This is a genomic window from Pedobacter cryoconitis (assembly GCF_003259615.1).
GTDB classification, from domain to species: Bacteria; Bacteroidota; Bacteroidia; order Sphingobacteriales; family Sphingobacteriaceae; genus Pedobacter; species Pedobacter cryoconitis.
Genome location: NZ_QLLR01000015.1, coordinates 90,892 through 112,188, shown reverse-complemented (window position 1 = coordinate 112,188; position 21,297 = coordinate 90,892). Strand labels below are relative to the sequence as shown.

Annotated in this window: 7 protein-coding genes; 6 read left to right on the top strand and 1 reads right to left on the bottom strand. The window is 43.2% G+C overall.

Annotation, left to right across the window (positions count from 1 at the left end; translation table 11 throughout):
• Positions 1-252 precede the first annotated feature (252 nt).
• The 5 genes from LY11_RS15085 (at position 253) to LY11_RS15065 (ending at position 20,024) form a co-directional block, all read left to right on the top strand.
• On the top strand, positions 253-1,851 hold the full coding sequence (locus tag LY11_RS15085; RefSeq protein WP_111634497.1) for an MBL fold metallo-hydrolase: 1,599 nt from the start codon (positions 253-255) through the stop codon (positions 1,849-1,851).
• 86 nt (positions 1,852-1,937) lie between these two features.
• Positions 1,938-11,546 (top strand): non-ribosomal peptide synthetase, encoded by a 9,609-nt coding sequence (locus LY11_RS15080; protein WP_111634496.1) that lies wholly within the window; start codon positions 1,938-1,940, stop codon positions 11,544-11,546.
• 26 nt (positions 11,547-11,572) lie between these two features.
• Positions 11,573-19,015 carry a non-ribosomal peptide synthetase gene (locus LY11_RS15075; protein WP_111634495.1) on the top strand — a complete coding sequence of 2,481 codons (7,443 nt, stop codon included), beginning with the start codon at positions 11,573-11,575 and terminating at the stop codon, positions 19,013-19,015.
• A 203-nt stretch (positions 19,016-19,218) separates the two neighbouring features.
• Complete coding sequence (locus LY11_RS15070) at positions 19,219-19,521, top strand: tetratricopeptide repeat protein (protein ID WP_111634494.1); 303 nt, start codon at positions 19,219-19,221, stop codon at positions 19,519-19,521.
• A 137-nt stretch (positions 19,522-19,658) separates the two neighbouring features.
• Entirely contained in the window at positions 19,659-20,024 is a 366-nt protein-coding gene (locus LY11_RS15065; protein ID WP_111634493.1) for a hypothetical protein, read from the top strand.
• 70 nt (positions 20,025-20,094) lie between these two features.
• Here LY11_RS15065 and LY11_RS15060 read toward each other — a convergent pair whose 3' ends face one another.
• Complete coding sequence (locus LY11_RS15060) at positions 20,095-20,430, bottom strand: cupin domain-containing protein (RefSeq protein WP_111634492.1); 336 nt, start codon at positions 20,428-20,430, stop codon at positions 20,095-20,097.
• Positions 20,431-20,588: 158 nt separating this feature from the next.
• Here LY11_RS15060 and LY11_RS15055 point away from each other — a divergent pair, with 158 nt between their 5' ends.
• Positions 20,589-21,278, top strand: coding sequence for a DUF2461 domain-containing protein (locus tag LY11_RS15055; protein WP_111634491.1), 690 nt, complete (start codon positions 20,589-20,591; stop codon positions 21,276-21,278).
• Positions 21,279-21,297: the final 19 nt, after the last annotated feature.

Sequence of the window (21,297 nt, the reverse complement as noted above, 5' to 3'; positions counted from 1 at the left end):
TTTGTTTTTCCTATAAATATTGGTTTAAACGCTGATTTTTGAATAAATTTTAATTATGTGTAATTATTATTTGTTTTTGTGACTATTCGTTCTGAAATTGTAATTATCGAATAGCTGTAATTCAGCTAAATAATGTAAACACATCCTCATTTAAGGATATGTGAATGGTTTTGTTATTTAAATAGTGCATAAATATAAATAAATGTCATATAGTTTATCTTAGAGTAAAATTAACTTACAATTAACCTACCAATGAAAAACACTGAAGTATACCTTAAACCCAATTTAGTCATGGAGCCATTAGTCGATAAATGGTATGCATGGAGTCATCTAATATCTCCGGCAACAGCCGCGATGAATATTGTCGGGCGGCACATGACCATTATGGAATCCTATTTAATGGCACCGGAGCTTCATGCAGAAGCTGTCCTGAATCCAAACTTAAGGGGAGGCCCCTTTATGGATATACCCATAGAGAGGGCCGGTGAAGTCAAAGCAATTTATGAAGATACCTTATTGAAGCAGCAGCCAGTCCTGGAATTTTCAAAAGCAGTCAATAAATTAGATAAGCTGCTGAAAGCTGATGCGAAAGGTTTCGCAATGGAAGAAATGTATGCACGCGTACCTGAAGAACTTAAAGGTTATGTAGAGCTCTATTATGACCGGAACAACAACGGAGGCTTCAGGTTCTTTGAACCACTTTTATATGAAAGTTCTTATTACAATAAAAGTGCTCAGAGTTTAGCCTTATGGATCACTGACAATGACCACAGACCATTTTGCCTGAGTACGCCGAAGCTGAATGATGAAAATACATTGCATTTAGACATTGCTTTTGATCATCCTGGAATTGATGCGCTGGCTAAAATGAAGAGAGTTCCCCAGACCATCGCTTATATCAAAGAGCAGCTGGGTATTACCGAAGATCAATCGGCACTTTTTGAGACTTTTTTTACAACCGATGTTCCTCCCGCTTATGAAAAATACGCAGGCGATAAGATTCGGATGCGCTATTTCGGCCATGCTTGTATTTTGATTGAAACCAAAGATATCAGCATCCTGGTTGATCCCCTGATCAGCTATTATGGCTATGCTTCAGAAGTTGACCATTTTTCAGATGTGGATCTTCCTGATACTATTGATTATGTTTTGATTACGCATAACCATCAGGATCATATTTTATTTGAAACCTTATTGCCATTACGCCATAAAATCAAAAATATTATTGTTCCCAATACCTGCAGCGGTAAACTTCAGGACCCTGATTTAAAGCTCATGTTTAATCATATTGGTTTTAACAATGTGATCTCGATCAATGAAATGGAATCTGTAAAATTTGCGGATGCGATGATTACCGGAGTACCATTTACAGGGGAGCACAGTGACCTGAATATCTTGACAAAGTCTTGCTATTTCGTACAGATAGGAGATTTTAAACTCGCATTTTTTGCGGATTCAAGAATCATGGAACCAGAATTATATGCACATATCCAAAGAAAAATAGGGGATGTGGATGTTGTTTTCCTGGGGATGGAATGTGATGGAGCCCCTTTATCCTGGTTATACGGACAGCTGCTTCCTCAAAAATTACCCAGAGATCAGGATAACAGCCGCAGACTATCAGGATCTGACTGTAAAAAAGGAATGTCCCTGGTAGACATCTTCCATCCTAAGGAAGTTTATGTTTATGCAATGGGACAAGAGCCCTGGGTTGAATTTATCAGCAGTATCAAATATACTGATGCGTCAAATCCTATTGTACAATCCAACAAATTAATAGCAGAGTGCAGGGAAAAAGGAATTGTCGCTGAGCGGCTATTCGGTGAAAGAGAAATACTCTATAACAAATAGCCTGATTAAAAATTAACAATCATCTTATAGATTTCTTACTGCCTACTCCTATAGAGCTCCTATAGGAGTGGCTAATTTAACCTTGCATGAAACTCTCATCCAACACATTCCCTATTCATCCTGCTCAGCAGGACATCTTTATTGATCAGCTGATTAATATCAATAGTCCCCATTACAATATCAATAACTATTTTAAGATAACGGGCGCATTAGACCTTGATAAATTTGTCAGTGCTATCGTTTCTTCCTATGCTGTTTTTGATGTTTTTAAAATGGCGGTTGCCGCAGACGATTTTAACCCTGGATACCAGCTTGCAGAAAGGGAACGTCAGTTTCCGGTTCAGCTCATAGACTTTACAAGCTATGAACAGCCTGCAGCAATGATTCTCCAATGGATAGAAAATCAGAATGATCAGCCGATTTTATTAGAAAAATCAAGGTTGCCTGTTGAACAATATATCCTTAAAGCATCCGGCAATGAACATTACTATTATTTTAAGTTTCATCACCTGTTCTTTGATGGCTATAGTATCAGGGTCTGGACAAATTATATTTCCAGTAAATATAAAAGCCTGTTAAATAATGAACAGCAGGTTTTTGTTTCCCCTTCTTATCTGCAGGAGGTAGAAAAAGCAGCGGCACATTACCAGTCTGACGCTTATCAAAGCAGTGCTGAATACTGGAAGGCAAAAATAAAGACTAAACCGGCTTCCATCCTTCAGCGAAATTATAAGGCCTTGAATGACCTGGGGAAAGAAAGCCAGTGTTATACCTATCTTTTAACCAAAGAGCAGCAGGGACAATTGGCGCAGTTAACAGCCACCAGTCAAGTCCGTTTGCAGCATTTAACGATTGCTGCCATGGTGATTTACCTGGCTAAAACCTATGGACAGGAGCATTCCCTTTTCGGTACAGTTGCACATAAGCGAAATCAAAAACATCTGCGGGAAATTTTGGGAATGTTCTCCGGGGTAGCCCCATTTGAAGGGAACTATCAGCCAGCAACTAAATTGATTGATTTCATCCAGGCTATTGCCCGCTCTCAAAAAGAAGATTATCAGCACCTTGATTATACTGCTGGTGATCTGAGCAGGTATTTTAAACATGATCCTTTAGCCGGGCCTTTCTTTGACTTTGTAATCAATCATATCGTATTTGATTTATCTTTCAATTTAGGAACTGATATTCAATTCACGCATGAGCTTATATTTAGCAGGCTTCAGCAAACTCCACTGGAAATTATGTGGCATGATTACGGAGAAAATGAACCCTTAAGACTGGTCATTGGATTTCGCCATGAATACTTCCGGGAAACAGAAATCGCAACATTTGTCACGCAGTTATTATCCATTCTGAAGCAGTTTACAAACAGCCTTCAGCTTCCTGTGGAAGAAATTAAGGTTGATGCCGAAGCTGGAATACCTGCGTTTATAACGGGGAAGAAACCCTTAATACTCACCACAGCGGAATTGGCGCAATTGAAAATATTCAATGCTACAGAAGCACTTTATCCTGTAGATAAAAACCTGGCCACGCTATTTACAGCGCAGGCAAACCTGCATCCTGATGCGATTGCAGTGATTTATCAGGATCAGCATTTAACCTACAAAGAGCTGGATGAAAAGAGTAATCAGCTCGGGCATTATTTGCGCAGTGCAGGAGTGAAAGAAGATACACTGGTGCCGGTTTGTATAGGCCGCTCGGCAGAAATGGTGATTGGTATACTGGGTATTTTGAAAGCAGGGGGCGCTTATGTTCCGATTGATCCCGAATATCCCCAGGAAAGAATTAATTTTCTGCTGACTGATACCAGGGCCGCTATCTTGGTGAGCAGCGCAGCGCACCTTACAAAGTTTGCACAGCAGCCAGATCGCCGTATAATTTCACTGGATGCAGACTGGCAGGAGATTGCTCAGCAAGCGGTTTCACCAGTATTCAATGAATTGCGCCCTGATCATTTGTGTTATGTAATCTATACTTCTGGTTCTACCGGGCAGCCTAAAGGGGTGATGGTCGCCCATCAAAATGTGGTGAACTTAGTTTATGACCGTCAGCAACTTTTAAAGTTTGACCAGCATGACCGGGTGGCAGCATTTACCAGTTACACTTTTGATCCTTTTGTAGAGCAGTTATTTGTCGCTTTACTGCATGGCGCAGGCCTGGTCTTAATTCCAAAAGAAGTACAGCTCGATACACAAGCGCTTATTGTTTTGCTGAATAAAGAACAGATTACCTATATCCTGAATACACCGGGGTTTCTAAGAAATGTACCTTTTGACAAAGCGCCGCGCAGTTTAAAAACGGTCATGGTTGGCGGAGAGCGTTGTACAACTTTACTGGCACAGCAGTGGACGCAAGCGCATCCTGACTTAAAGTTTTATGTAGCTTATGGGCCCACAGAATGTACAGTAACCTCTACCATTTATGCTTATGAGCCTGAGGCTAAACACCGGGAATATCTTCCTGCCGGTAAACCCGCAGGAAATCAACAAATACATATAGTGGATGATCAGGGGCATTTATTGCCTTTGGGTGAACCGGGGGAAATCTATATCGGTGGGGCAGGTGTTGCCAGGGGGTATCTGAACCGCGAAGAGCTAACTGCAAAACAATTTATCCCGGATACGCTTGGCAACAAATCTGGTGGCTTCTTGTATAAAACGGGAGATATTGGCCGCTGGCTTGCGGATGGGAACATCGAATTTATTGGCCGTAAAGATGATCAGGTCAAGGTAAGAGGTTACCGCATCGAGCTTGGAGAGATAGAAAATGCGGTTCAGCAAAGCGGACTGGTTAGCCAGGCTGTGGTGATAGCGGTGGAAGAGTCGGGCAACAATCAGCTCGTTTGTTATGTGATCCCGGAAAAGGTATTTGACAAACAAGCTTTGATCTCTTATCTGGAAACTCAGTTGCCAGAATATATGGTGCCTCGTGTTTTTGTAGAAATGGCTTCTTTTCCACTGACCGCTCACGGTAAACTGGATAAAAAAGCATTGCCTTCAGCAGCAGTTAAAGGGCAGCTGAGCAGTAACTATGTGGCTGCCAGCAATGAATTAGAAGCCAGGCTGGTTAATATCTGGGAAGAACTGTTGCAGGTAAATTCTATAGGGATCCATGATAGTTTCTTTGAACTGGGCGGACATTCCTTACTCGCAATGCGGGTTAGTGGTTATATACACAAGGAATTAGGGGTAAATGTTCCGGTAAAAAGTATATTTCAATATAAAAATATAGAGCGGCTTGCATCTTATATCGCAGAAAATATAGCGAAGGGTTCATCCCATTCTGCTATTCCGGTCTACCAAAGGAAAACGAATGTTCCCTTGTCTTATGGGCAACAGGGGCTTTGGCAGATAGATCAGCTTAGCGGAAGTAAGCAGTACCATATGCCTATGTATTTCCGTTTGTCGGGAACAGTTGATGCCGATGCGCTTGAACAAGCCATCAATGAAGTGGTAAACCGTCATGAGATTTTAAGGACAGTAATTCATCAGGATGCTGACGATCAGCCTTTTCAGTTTGTTCTGGAAAAAGATAGCTGGTCAATGGACAGGATAAATCACATCCAGACCGGAGCAATCAAACTGGATGATTTGCTGTCCCTGCTTTCTTCATCAGTCATAGATCTGCGTACAGACCATATGCTGCGGGCGCATCTGATCCGGCTCTCGGAGCAGGAACAAGTATTGGTTATTATCCTTCACCATATCGCAGCAGACGGCTGGTCGGTTTCGGTACTGATCCGGGAACTGGTATCTCTTTATCAACTGAATATAAAGGATTTAACAACAAAACTTCCTCCACTTCCATTGCAATACGGAGATTATTCTATCTGGCAGCGTGCGCAGGAAGAAAGGCAGTGGGGCGGTGGGATCACATACTGGAAACATCAGCTGGAAGGAACCAGTCAGCTGGAGTTGCCCACAGATTATCCACGTCCTTTAATTCAGAGTACAAAAGGTGCGGTAGCTGTGTTTACGCTGGATACAGAATTATCTGCGGCATTGCAATTGCTGGCCCGGGAACAGGACGCGACCTTGCATATCACTATGTTAGCTGCTTTTAAAGTTTTGCTTCACCGGTATAGCGGTCAGGATGATATTTGTGTGGGCAGTGTGATTGCAGGACGGACACGTCAGGAGCTGGAAGGGCTGATCGGCTTTTTTGCCAATACACTGGCTTTGAGAAGTAACCTTGGCGGGAACCCTTCGTTTCTGGATTTGTTGCAGCAGGTTAAAGAAACTGCAATGAGCGCCTATGAGTATCAGGATGTCCCTTTTGAACGTGTGGTGGAGGCGGTTGGCCAGGAAAGGGATAAAAGTAGAAATCCTTTGTACCAGGTTATTTTTACCGTACAGAATATTCCTGAAGTACCAGAATTCCGTTTAGGGGAAGCTGTTTTTACGGAGCAAAAAACAGGACGTGCAACCAGCCAGTTTGACCTGAATGTTTCTGTCGTAGCACGGGCAGCAGGAATTGAAATCAGTGTGGAATATTGTACCGATTTGTTTAAATCAGCAACAATAGACCGCATGTTTGGTAATTATCAGCAGCTGCTTGCCTCTATTTTAAGCAAGCCATCGCAAGAAATAGATCAGCTGCCGCTATTGCGTAAACCGGAACTGCAAGCACTGCTTTTTGATTTCAATAACACAGCAGTTGCTTATCCGCATGAGCAGACCTTAATAGATTTGTTTAGCTGGCAGGTGGCTCAGACTCCTGATGCAGTTGCACTGGTTTACCTGGGGCAATCTTTAACATATAAAGAACTGGATGAACAGAGTAATCAGCTCGGACATTACCTGCGCAGTGCAGGGGTCAGAGAAGATACACTGGTCCCGGTCTGTATCTCACGTTCTGTGGATATGATGATCGGAATATTAGGTATCCTGAAATCCGGAGGTGCTTATGTACCCATTGATTCGGAATATCCGCAAGAGCGTATCGATTATATTTTGTCAGATACCAAAGCGGGTATAGTGGTCAGCAGTGAGGCTAATAAATCACTGCTAACGTCTGTCCGTGTGATTTCGTTAGACGGGGAACGGGAGCTTATTGCTCAGGAACCGGCATCGGCCGTGCCTACAGCACTTCGGCCTGCTCATTTATGTTATGTCATGTATACTTCTGGTTCTACCGGACAGCCGAAAGGTGTTCTGGTTACCCATAGCAATGTGACCAGTTTGATTTCGGGTGCGGATTATATCAAGCTGAGTTCCCGGGATGTATTGCTGTCTGCGGGGTCAGCGTCTTTTGATGCGACAACGTTTGAATATTGGAGCATGTTGCTGAATGGCGGACGACTGGTTTTCTGTCCGGCCAGCAGCTTACTGGATAACAGCCTGTTCAAAGAAGTATTGCAAGACAACAAAATCACGGTCATGTGGTTTACCGCAGGCTGGTTTAACCTGCTTGTTGATGTAGACATTGATTTATTTGAAGGTTTATCGGCTATTATGGTTGGCGGGGAGAAACTATCAGCCGCGCATATCAGGCGCTTCCGCGAATTTTATCCGGATAAGACTATTATCAATGGTTATGGGCCAACGGAGAATACAACTTTTTCTATCTGTTACACGATTCAGGAAGTCAGCTCGTCAGGGAATATTCCGCTCGGCCGTCCTCTGAATAACCGGCAGGCTTATGTGCTGGATAATTTTGCACAGCCCGTGCCTATTGGTGTGGCCGGAGAGATTTATGTAGGCGGGGCAGGTGTAGCGCGTGGCTATTTGAATCAACAGGAACTGACCTCAGCAAGATTTATCAAAGATCCTTTTGTGATCGGCAATCGTTTATATAAAACAGGTGATATTGGCAGGTGGCTTGCCAGTGGGAATTTAGAATTTATTGGCCGGATGGATGACCAGGTGAAAATCCGCGGTTACCGTATCGAACTGGGAGAGATTGAAAGTGCCATTCAGCAAAGTGGTTTAGTGGGGCAATGTGTTGTGCTGGCACCTGCAGATGAATCCGGACAGAAACGCCTGGTAGGTTATGTGATTGCAAATGAACAAGGATTTGACAGAGACGGGCTGGTTGCTTACCTGGAAGCACGTTTACCGGATTATATGGTGCCGCATGTGTTTATAACACTGGAAGTATTCCCGTTAACTGCAAATGGTAAACTGGATAAAAAAGCTTTGCCAGATGCGAATACTATTCAGCTCATCAGGGCGGATGCGGAAGATTCGCTGACAGAGACTGAACAAAAAGTAAAGGAAATCTGGGCAATGTCTCTGGAAATTGAAGAATTAGGGATTCATGATGATTTCTTTAAACTTGGCGGTGATTCGATTATTGCCATCGGGGTTATCAGCCGCTTGCGTAAAGCATTTAACGATACCATTCGTTTATATGATTTATATGAGTGTTCAACGATCAGCCGTTTATCGGCGCTGATTGATTCAGGACATGCAGTCGTTGCTGAAGATAAAGGCCATACAATACGCGATGCTGTAATTGCTGAGCTGGAATCGCTGCGTTCACTTTTGCTGCCGGATTTTGAAGATGAGACAGAGATCGAAGATGTTTACCCGATGAGTGATATTCAGAGTGGAATGGTTTATGCCTCTCAGCTCAATCCTGAACAGTCGGTTTATCATGATCAGCTGACCTTTAAAATGCCTTCGTCACTGAACCGGGAAATTTTTGAACAGGCTTTAAAACTACTGGTTGCCAAACATTCAATTTTGCGGACAAGGTTTGATCTGGATGTACATACCGGGGATGTGCAGGTTGTTTATAAAACAGGGGATGCTGAAATGGTATTCCGCGATATTCGTCCGTTTACTGAAAACGGATCAGGGGCTTATTTAGCGAATTACCTGGAAGAAGAACGTGCTGTTCCTTTTGTGGTGCATCAGGGTAAGTTATGGCGGATCAGTTTATTGCAGACTTTGAAAGACTATATCCTGGTCTTCCAGTTTCACCATGCGATGTTTGATGGATGGAGTGTCGCTTCTTTTACAACGGAACTGAACAACCTTTACCTGGCTATTCTTGCGCATGGAGATCAGGTCCAGGTAACGCCGTTAAAAGCGAGTTACCGTGATTTTGTCATAGAAAGTATAGCAGAAAAACGCAATCAGGATAACCGGACGTTCTGGGCAGAATCATTAACTGGCTATAAACGGTTAGATATGTTTAATGAGACTGTGGCGGATGACAATTGGGCAAAAGCCTATGAGCTGAATTACCTGCAAAGGTTGAAAGACAAGACTAAAGCTGATGGACTGAGTCTGAAAGGTATGTTTTTGGGTGCTTATCAGTATATGCTGAGCAGGCTGACTGCAGAACAGGAGGTTACGTTCGGCGTGGTGACCAATGGCCGCCCGTTAACTGAAGATGGCGATAAAGTATTGGGCTGTTTTTTAAATACGATCCCTTTCCGTTCGGTTAGCGGTGGTAATGAGCTCACCTGGAAGGTATATTTTGAACGTATTGAGCAGCAGCTTACTGCATTGAAAGAGCGGGACAGGATGCCTTTAATGGAAATTGCACAGCTCACAGGCGAGCAGTCTTCGAGCGGTAATCCATTCTTCGATGCCATTTTCAATTATATTAATTTCCATGTGTATGATCATATGGATGCTGAAGAAGGTCTGTTTGCAAAACAGGGACACGTACAATTGGAGCAGGAAGATGAGCAGAACGCATCTGGCGGGTATGAGGCAACGAATACTTATCTTGATTGTTCGGTTAGCGTGACCGGGGACATTCTGGTGGTGAGTTATCACCGGACCAGGGGGCTTAAAAGTGGTAAAGCACTGGCTGAAATTCATGCTTATTTTGACCTTGTACTCACCGCTTACCTTGAAAATTATGAGCAGCGTATTGCCGATGTCCCGGTTTTACCTGTACAGGAACTGGAATTATTAAGTACGTTCAATTCAACTGCCGCGGCTTATCCGGACAAGCAGACACTGGTTGATTTATTCGTTAACCAGGCGGCTCAGCATCCCGGCGCAGTAGCGCTGATTTTTGAGGATCAGCAGCTGACTTACAGAGAACTTGACTTGCAAAGTAATCAGCTGGGTCATTATTTACGTTCGGCCGGGGTTCAGGAAGATACGCTTGTACCGATCTGTTTAGGGCGTTCCATAGATATGGTTATTGCTATACTGGGAATTTTGAAAGCGGGAGGGGCTTATGTGCCGATAGATCCTGAATACCCTCAGGACCGGATTAATTATATGCTTTCAGATACCGGGGCAGGTATTGTAGTCAGCAATGAACATTACCGCGGATTGCTTGAACAGCAGGAAAATATCCTGGTGGTTTCGCTGGATGAAGACCTGGAATTAATCAGGAAAGAACCTTCTGCGCTTGTAGAAACTAACCTGCAGGCAACTAATTTATGTTATGTAATTTATACTTCAGGTTCTACCGGGCAGCCCAAAGGCGTGCTGATAGAACATACAGGGGTGATTAACTTAATCTGGGATCGCCAGCGCGTGCTGAAATTAACGGAAAGTGACCGGGTGCTGTTATTCTCCAATTATACATTTGACCCTTTTGTGGAACAGCTTTTTATGGCTTTATTAACTGGCGCAGGCTTAGTTATTATTTCAAAAGAGGTACAACTGGATGCAGACCAACTGATGGAAGTTACTGCAGCTGAAAAGATTACCTATCTGGATGTAACACCTAGTTTTTTAAATGGCCTGATTCAAAAAGGGGAGTTAAAAGATTTAAAACACGTGATTGCAGGAGGGGAACGTTGTGCGACTTTGCTTGCACAGCGCTGGACTGCGGAGAATGACCTTGATTTTTACAATGCTTACGGGCCTACTGAATGTACCATTACCACTACAGTTTATCCTTATGCTGCCAATAAAAAACATGGGGAATATCTGTCTATTGGTCAGCCGGTTGGAAATGTGCAAATACATATCCTGGATAACGCAGGTAATTTATTGCCTGCAGGTGTGCCGGGAGAGATTTGTATTGCTGGTGCGGGGGTAGCACGGGGTTATCTGAACCGGGAAGAGTTAACTGCTGAACGTTTTGTGGCTAATCCTTTTGGTAGTGGCCGTTTGTATAAAACTGGTGATACTGGCAGGTGGCTTCCGGATGGGAACATTGAATTTATAGGCCGTATTGATGACCAGGTTAAAGTACGCGGTTACCGTATTGAATTGGGGGAGATTGAAAGTGTGATTCAGCAGAGTGGTTTGGTTGCGCAGTCTATTGTGGTGGCACATGCGGATGAGTCTGGTCATAACCAGCTGATTTGTTATGTGGTTTCTCCGGGTGTTTTTGTCAGGGAAAACCTGGTGGCTTACCTGGAAACTCAATTACCGGAGTATATGGTGCCGCGGGTATTTGTAGAAATGGAGTCGATCCCACTGACTTCTCATGGAAAGCTGGATAAAAAGGCGTTGCCTTCGGCAGATACCAAAGGACAGCTGAGTAAGAATTATGTGCCTGCGGGAAGTGAGCTGGAAGCCACTTTAGTTGGCATCTGGGAAGAATTGCTGCAGGTATCGCCGATAGGGATTCATGACAGTTTCTTTGAACTGGGTGGACATTCTTTATTAGCTATGCGGGTGAGCAGCAGTATACAAAAGGAACTGGAAGTTAATGTTCCGGTGAAAGGTATATTCCAATGCAAAAACATAGATAAACTGGCCGCTTACATAGAAGAACTGCAGATTAAAACAGTTCGGCTTGGAGTCAATGTCATCAGCCTTTAAATCAATCTAACCTAAAACACATAGCTATGAATACGGACTTTAACCAGGTTGTTGGTGTGCTGAAAAAGGCAAGGAATAATGGGGTTTCTATTTTTCTTGAACATGACAATCTTAAACTTGATTTAGGGGAACAGACTCAGATTGATCCTGAGCTGTTACAGGAAATCAAACAATATAAAAAGGAGCTCATTGATTTTTTACGTCATGAGCTCTCCCTGGGTGATGATTTTGATCATTCCCCGATTCCAATCCGGGCAGAAAAACAGGAAATCCCGTTGTCTTATGGTCAGAAAGGACTTTGGATGATTGATCAGCTCAACGGAAGTACACATTATCACATGCCGATGTATTTCCGCTTGTCCGGAAAATTTAATACAGATGCACTAGAACTGGCCCTTAAAGAGGTGGTGAACAGGCACGAGATCTTAAGAACAGTCATCCGTCAGAATGCTGCAGGGCAGCCCATGCAGTGTATTTTAGAAAAAGACCGCTGGTCTTTAAACAGGATGGCCGGTTACCAGGGAGGGGAAGCAGGGCTCACCAAATTATTAGCTGCACTGGCTGCAGAGCGTATTGATCTTAAAACAGACCATATGCTGCGGGCACACCTGATCCGGATTTCGGATCAGGAGCATGTACTGGTAATTATTTTGCATCATATCGCCGCCGATGGCTGGTCACTTTCGATCCTGATCAAAGAGCTTATTGCTTTATACCAGATGAGTACAGCAGGTTTAGCAGCTTCACTTCCTCCGATGGCGTTGCAATATGGTGATTATTCTATATGGCAGCGCGCACAGGAAGAATCACACTGGGGCCGCCGGATTGCTTATTGGAAGGATCGCCTGGTGGGAACCAGTCCATTGGAATTACCTATAGATTATCCGCGGCCGGCCATACAAAGTACAAGGGGCGCAATGGCTGTATTTCCACTGGGTGCAAAACTATCTGCAGGATTGCAATCGTTAGCGCGTCAGCATGGTGCTACCTTGCATATGGTTCTTTTATCAGCCATCAAAATCTTGTTTTACCGCTATAGTGGTCAGGATGATATTTGTGTGGGCAGTGTGATTGCCGGGCGTACACGCCAGGAGCTGGAAGAGTTAATTGGATTTTTCGCCAACACCCTGGCACTCAGAAGTAACCTGAGCGGTAATCCTTCTTTTGTAGCTTTTCTTCAGCAGGTAAAAGAAACCACTTTGAGTGCTTATGAGTATCAGGATGTACCTTTTGAACGTGTGGTGGAGACAGTTGGTCAGGAAAGGGATAAAAGCCGTAATCCGCTGTACCAGGTCATTTTTACGGTACAGAATATTCCCGAAGTACCCGTATTCCGTTTGGGGGAAGCTGTTTTAAAAGAACAGAAAACCGGGCATAGTACCAGTCAGTTTGATTTGAATATATCTGCCATAGAGGGAACCTCCGGAATTGAAGTTGGGGTAGAATACTGTACTGATTTATTTAAGGGTGCAACCATAGACCGGATGTTCCGTAATTACCTGGTCCTGCTTCAAGCTATCGTTTTATCTCCTTCGCAGAAGATTGATCAGCTGCAAATATTGCGTAAAGCTGAGCAGGAAGAGGTTTTAAATACTTTTAATGCCAGGGTTTCTGCTTATCCAGGGGAGCAGACACTGGTCGGTTTATTTAGTGCACAGGCTCTGCAGACTCCGGATGCTATAGCGCTGGTTTATCTGGATGAGCGGTTAACTTATAAAGAGCTGGATGAAAAGAGTAATCAGCTTGGGCATTACCTGCGCTGCGCTGGAGTCAGGGAAGATACGCTGGTTCCGATCTGTATCACGCGTTCTGTGGATATGATGATTGGAATATTGGGTATTCTGAAAGCCGGCGGTGCATATGTGCCAATTGATTCTGAATATCCGCAGGAACGGATCAGCTATATTTTATCCGATACAAAGGCAGATGTAGTAGTGAGTAGTGAGGCTAACCGGTTACTGCTGAGTGGGTATGATGATATTTGTGTCATTTCTCTGGATGGGGAACGTGAGGTCATCACTCAGGAACCTATAACAGCTGTGGCTACAAACCTTCGTGCTCATCATTTATGTTATGTCATGTATACTTCTGGCTCTACCGGGCAGCCTAAAGGTGTTTTGGTTACGCATAGCAATGTTATCAGCCTGGTTTCGGGCGCGAATTATATCAAGCTGAGTTCCCGCGATGCGTTGTTATCTGCTGGTTCTCCTTCTTTTGATGCCACGACTTTTGAATATTGGGGGATGTGGCTTAACGGAGGTCGCCTGGTCTTATGTCCGGCCAGCAGTTTACTGGATAATAATTTACTGAAAGCAGTATTGCGCTTGAATAAAATCACCGTGATGTGGTTTACTGCTGGCTGGTTTAATCAGCTGGTGGATGTGGATATAGATTTATTTGAAGGCCTGCTTTCAATTATGGTTGGGGGGGAGAAACTCTCGGTTGCCCATGTTAACCGTTTCCGCCAGTTTTATCCGGATAAGATTTTAATCAATGGATATGGGCCAACTGAAAATACAACTTTTTCGCTGACCTATCAGTTAACAGCGCATCAGTATGAGGATATTATTCCTATCGGGCGGCCGCTGAGAAATCGCCAGGCATATATACTGGATAATGATGGACAGCCGGTACCTATTGGCGTGTCCGGAGAGATTTATGTGGGCGGGGCGGGTGTCGCCCGCGGTTATCTTAACCAGGACGCATTGACCTCAGCGCGGTTTATTCCTGATGTTTTTGGAAAAACGCAGGGTGGCCGCTTATATAAAACGGGTGATATTGGACGGTGGCTTGCTGATGGAAATATTGAATTCATTGGCCGCAGGGATGATCAGGTGAAAATCCGGGGTTACCGTATCGAGCTGGGAGAAATTGAAAATATTATTCAGCAAAGCGGTTTGGTGAGCCAGTGTATAGTATTGGCACCAGCCGATGAATCGGGACAAAAACGCCTGGTTGGTTATGTGGTTGCTCAGCGTGGACAGCGATTTGACCGCGATGGGTTAATAACTTATCTGCAAGCGCGTTTGCCGGATTACATGGTGCCCCAGGTATTGATGGAACTCGAGGCTTTCCCGCTTACGGCTAATGGTAAAGTGAATAAAAAAGGATTGGCAGATGCACAGCTGATCAGCGCGGAACAGGAACTGGAAGTTAGTGAACAGTTAACGCAGACTGAGCAGAAAGTCAAAGAGATCTGGGCGCTCTCGCTGGGCATTGAAACGTTAAGTATTCATGATGATTTTTTCAAGCTTGGCGGAGATTCGATTGTCGCTATCGGGGTGATCAGCAGGTTACGTAAAGCATTTAATGACACGATTCGTTTATATGATTTATATGAATGTTCAACGGTCAGTAGTCTGGCCGCTTTGATTGATTCAGGGCATATTGCTGCGCCAGAGACAGATCCGGTTCGTGAAGTGATTCTTGCAGAACTGGACACTTTGCGTTTGCATTTGCTTCCGCAGTTGAAACAGCAGATGGCGGAACAAAATTCTGAACTGGAAATCGAAGATATTTACCCGATGAGTGCTATTCAGAGCGGGATGGTTTACACTTCCCAGTTAAACCCTGAAATGGCTATATATCATGATCAGATCACCTTTAAATTACCGCAGGTTTTGGAGCAGGATGTTTTTGAACAGGTACTGAAAAGGCTGGTTTCCAAACATTCAATCTTACGCACGAGGTTTGATCTTCACCTGCATACCCAGGGGATACAGGTTGTTTATAGCCAGGGAGATATTCATGTGGAATATCACGATGTCCGGGACTTGAAAGAGACAGAGCTGAGTGCTTATCTGGGGGCTTATTTAGCTGCAGAAAGGACAAAGCCTTTTGAGGTTCACCAGGGAAGTTTATGGCGGATGAATGTGTTTCAGACTTTGAAAGAACATATCCTGTTGTTTCAGTTTCATCATGCGATGCTTGATGGATGGAGTGTTGCTTCTTTTGCCACCGAACTCAATAATCTTTATGTAGCACAAGTACAAAGTAAGGCGGAAGTAGAATTACCACTATTGAAAGCGAGTTACCGTGATTTTGTGATCGAAAGTATTTCAGAGCAACGCAATGAAGAGAACCGCAAATTCTGGGTACAGTCTTTATCCGATTATAAGCGTCTGGATATTTTCACAGATACAGTGATCGATGATAATCTATTAAAGATTTATGAGGTGGGTTACCTTAACCGGCTGAAGGCTAAAACGCAGGCTGACGGACTGAGTTTAAAAGGGGTCTTTCTTGGCGCTTATCAATATATGCTGAGCATGTTGACCGTGGAACAGGAAGTTACTGTGGGCGTGGTGACTAATGGCCGTCCGATTACCGAGGATGGAGATAAAGTATTGGGCTGCTTTTTAAATACCATCCCTTTCCGTTTTATCGGTAGCGGGCCTGATGTAACCTGGAAGGCTTATTTTCAGGAGATAGAACAACAACTGATTTCACTTAAAGAAAGAGATCGTGTGCCATTATCAGAAATTGCACGCTTGATTGGAGAACAAGCATCAAGCGGTAATCCTTTCTTTGATACTATTTTCAACTATATTAATTTCCATGTATTCGATCAGATGGATGGTATAGCGGGTTTGTTTGTGCAGCAGGATCACCTGGAGGCCGAAGCAGATGCTTTAAAACTGGAAAGTTCAGAGGTTACCAATACCCATCTGGATTGTACGGTGAGTACTACGGGCAATGTGCTGGCTGTAAATTACAGATTGGGTAAGGAGCTCAGGAGCGGCAAAACACTGGCAGATATTCATGTCTATTTTGATGCTGTGCTTGATGCCTATCTTGATCAGGATTCTCTGCGTATTGCTGATGTTCCGGTATTAACGGCGCAGGAGCTGGCGCAATTGTCGGCTTTTAATGCAACAGCAGCAGCTTATCCAATGGAACTGACACTGGTTGATTTGTTTGCTTTGCAGGTGGCGCAGTGTCCGGACGCGGTTGCTTTGATTTATAAAGATCAGCAACTCACTTACAGAGAGCTTGATCAGCAAAGTAATCAATTAGGTCATTACCTGCGTTCGATGGGGGTAAAGGAAGATATGCTGGTGCCGGTTTGTATTGACCGTTCGCTGGATATGATTATCGGTATACTGGGGATTTTGAAGGCCGGAGGTGCTTATGTTCCTGTAGATCCGGATTATCCTCAGGAAAGGATCAGTTACCTGCTGGAAGATACCAGGGCCCGTATTGTAGTGAGCAATGCTTATAGCAGGAATTTGCTGGGTAAGGATATACAGGTTGTTTCTATGGATGAAGACTGGACGGTAATTGATCAGGAGTCTGCTGCACCGGTAGTAACTGCGCTTCATGCTGCTCATTTATGTTATGTAATTTATACATCGGGTTCTACCGGAAAGCCGAAAGGAGTATTGATAGAACATCGAAGTGTCCACAATATGGTTTTTGGCTGGCAGAAGAAACTCAGGCTGACCAATGCTGACCGGGTATTGTTGTTTTCGAGCTATACTTTTGATGCCGCTGTAGAACAAATGTTCATGGCCTTGCTGAACGGGGCCGGACTGGTTTTAATCCCAAAAGAGGTGCAAATGGATGCCGATGCAGTTATATCGGTGATGAATAAAGAAAAGGTCACTTATATGCTGGCTACGCCTGGTTTTTTAAGGAATATACCAGCCGATCAGGTGCCGCCAGGTTTAAGACATATTACCGCCGGGGGAGAGCGCTGCGGGATACCATTGGCGCAAAGCTGGACGGCGGAATCTGCGCTTGATTTTCATAATGCCTACGGGCCAACTGAATGTACCGTATTTGCTACTACTTATCAGTTTAAGCGGGGCTGGAATGAAGCAGATTATCTGCCGATAGGTAAGCCTGCCAGTAATGTACAGCTTTATCTGCTGGATTCCGGAGGTAATTTATTGCCTGCAGGGGTGCCGGGAGAAATCTGTATTGGTGGTTTTGGTGTGGCAAGAGGTTATCTGAATCAGCCAGAGTTAACTTCAGCACGTTTTGTGGCTGATCCTTTTGGAAATACAGCTGGTGGCCGTTTGTATAAAACAGGTGATATTGGCAGGTGGCTTCCGGATGGAAACATAGAGTTTATTGGCCGTATGGATGATCAGGTTAAGGTACGGGGTTACCGGATTGAGCTGGGAGAGATTGAGAATGCTGTTCAGCAGAGTGATTTTGTAAGTCAGTCTGTTGTACTGACCCGAGCAGATGAATCGGGTAGTAATCATTTGGTTTGTTATGTAGTTCCTGAAGGTTCTTTTGCGAAGGATAACCTGGTGTCTTACCTGGAGACGCAATTGCCGGAATATATGGTGCCGCGTGTGTTTGTGGAATTGGAAACTATGCCATTGACTTCACATGGTAAACTGGATAAAAAAGCTTTACCGTCGGCTGGTGCTTCTGTTCAGCAGCATCAGGGTTATGTAGCTGCAAGGAACGAGTTGGAATCAGAGCTGGTGGCTATCTGGGAAGAGTTACTTCATGTGTCCCCGGTAGGAATCCATGATAGTTTCTTTGATCTGGGAGGACATTCTTTATTAGCTATGCGTGTGATGAATCCAATCAGAAAGTTAGGCTACAAGGTGCAGATGCAGGATTTACTGGTCAATACAACCATTAGTACATTAGCTGGCCTGCTGCAGAAACAGCTTAATCAGACAAATAATGAACATCTTGTTTTATTGAATTCCGGGCGGCAGGATGAGCCTGTATTTATCATACCGGGTTCAGATGGAATTTGCGATGGTTATGATGAACTGGGTAAAAATTTTGAGGATAGCGGTGCGGTATATGGGCTGCAAATGATGGGACTATTCAAAGGGGAAAAGCCTCTGGATAATATAGCTGCAATTGCGGCGATGAATATCAGCTGGATCAAGTCCGTACAACCAGCAGGACCTTATCGTTTAATAGGTCATTCTTTTGGTGGAAAGGTAGTTTATGAAATGACGTTGCAGCTGGAACGTCAAGGGGAACAGGTTGATTTGCTGGCTATTCTGGACGCGGCGACTGTGTTACAGGAGAATGTTAAGCCTGCCGGAAATCAGGGAGAGGCTTTGCTGGATCTCCTTAATTATTATCATTTAATACAGACACCTTATCCGCACTGGACGGCAGCGTTTTTAACTGCTGTGAAGGATATTCCGGAACAGGAATTAAGCAGGTTTATGGCTGATTTCCTGACGCATCAAACGGATGTTAAAGAAGAGGATGCCGCTTTTATCCTGAGGTTGCTTGATTTACAGTTTACGAATGTACAAATGGATTATCCTGTGAATGGGGAAGTTAAAGCATTAACAATTATTGTTAAAACTGAGGATGAGGACTGGACAGGTTATGAACAGGGGCTGGGCTGGGAAAAACATGCGGGTAACGCGGTGGTGTATACTGTTCCGGGAACCCATTTTAGTATGGTGAAAGGTAAGGAAGCAATAACTTTGGCTGCCTGTTTAAAAACACATATTATTTGTTATACTGATTTGTAACGGCCTGTTTTCAGTATATAACAGTCTTTTTGGCTGGAATCAAAGGAACTGTTATCTTGCAATAATCCGGTTGTGGTTTTTCTGCAACCGGATTTTATACCAAAGCTGTTGATGGAAAACAATACTGACTTTCTGGTTGAAAAATTAATGCTGATCAAGAAATTGAACGCAGGCCTTTGGGGCTGGCCAAATGAAAAGGTTCAGTGGAAGAGGCAGAGCATATTTTAACAGGTTTAGTCTCTGAATTTCCTGAAAATACGCTGGTACTCACAAACATCGGTGCTTTGCGCTGTGATCAGGGAGATTACGAAGAGGCTATGGTGTTTTTTAAAAAGGCTGAATCGATTGGGTCGGCTGATCGCAATTTATATTTAAATATAGGTATTGCACTATTGAATATTTCGGCGAAGACCAGTGCAGATGCTCAAAACTATTTTAAAAAAGCGGAAGGTTTTGAGGCAGATGAATGGACTGTGATGGCTTATTTTGATCCGCAGGCACATTAATTCAATGTACGTTTATGTACATCAGCTGTTCAATACTGAACAGCTGATGTTTTGTAAAGTGTTGTTATTTAGGGTTTTATTGTCTTGTTTTTGATTGGCATAATTATTCTGTATGTTTATTTATAAAACCAAATCTCATGATGAACTTTAAAATTCTTCTTATTTTTTTTACCACCTTATTCCAATTACCAAGTTATACGAGAAACTGGAAAGGCAGCGATACGCCTGGTCATTGTTATGCCACCTTTGATGAGTTCACTGGTAAACAGGATTTCAAGATTAAGCTGCTGACTAACAAAGAGCCATTTAACTTTAAGTATTCAACCACGCTCACAAAAGGAACCCTGCACCTTACCATAAAATCCGGTTCAAAAGTCATCTTTGAAAAAGAGCTGACGGGTTCAGAAACTAATGAGTTTAAAATTGAAAATTCCAAAGGTGAAAAGTATAAGTTTACTTTCGCAGCCAAACAGGCAAAGGGAAGCTTTGACATTCGCTATTAAATTTTATTGAGCTTACTGCCTGGTCTATTTCAATTTTCTTCCCCTCATGAATTATTGTAACCGGATTGGGTTACAATAATTTAAAATCTTCCCTGACAGGGTCAAATATATCTATCAGTTTACAATCGGTAATCGCTTTTCCTCCGTGAATAATGTTCGGTGGAATAATAGCGAATGTGCCAGTATCCAGTACTTTTGAAACACCATCAACAGTTAATTCAAATTGACCGGCTATCACAAATACACATTGATGATTGATATGCTGGTGCAGCGCAGATACACTTCCTGCTTTTACCTCCAGAAAATTGATAGTATTATTATCAGTATGAATTATTTTTGATAAATAACCCGGTGATAACTCTTTAGTTTCTATATCCGAAAATTGATGAAAGACAGGATTGCTCATAGTATATTTTTGTTATTGTGTTTTTTAATCAATTAAACATAGGCATCTTTCGGCAAATCTAACAGCTTGTGAATTTTAAATTTACTTAACTGTGGAGATTTAATTTCTGACTCCACTTATATTTGTGTGCAGGCAACTTTTACCCGCCTCCATATATTATGCAAAAACTTCCTTTAGCACAACTTCATCCATCTAACTTTGATTTCTTAGCTAAATTAAAAGATAACAATGATAGAGAATGGTTCAATGCACATAAAGATGAATTTCAAAAAGAGCAGGTACAGATAGAAAACTTTGCCGATGCGTTATTACAAGAAATGAATACCCATGATGTGATTGAAACTCCTTCAGGAAAAAAGAGTCTGTATCGTATTTACAGAGATACGCGTTTCTCAAAAGATAAGATCCCTTATAAAACCCATTGGAGCGGTAGTTTCAGACGTGCTGGCAAATTGCGCAGAGGGGGGTATCATTTCCATCTTGAATCAGGGAACAGCTATCTGGCAGGTGGTTTCTTCGGGCCGTCTCCTGACGATCTGAAACGCATCAGACAAGAGATTTCTTTTGATGCCGCTCCGCTCAGAAAAATATTAAACAGCGCCTCATTTATCTCCGCATTTGAAACTTTAAAAGGTGAACAACTCAAAACTACACCTAAAGGTTTTGATGCCAATGATGAAGCTATTGATCTTTTACGGTATAAACAATTTTTGCTGATCCGCAGATTTTCGGACGAAGAGGTATTAAAAGATGACTTTTTACAAAAGGCCGGACAGACCTTCAAAAATATGCGCCCGTTTTTTGATTATATGAGTGAGCTACTGACAACTGATACTAATGGAATATAAACTTAAACCCCTGATAACT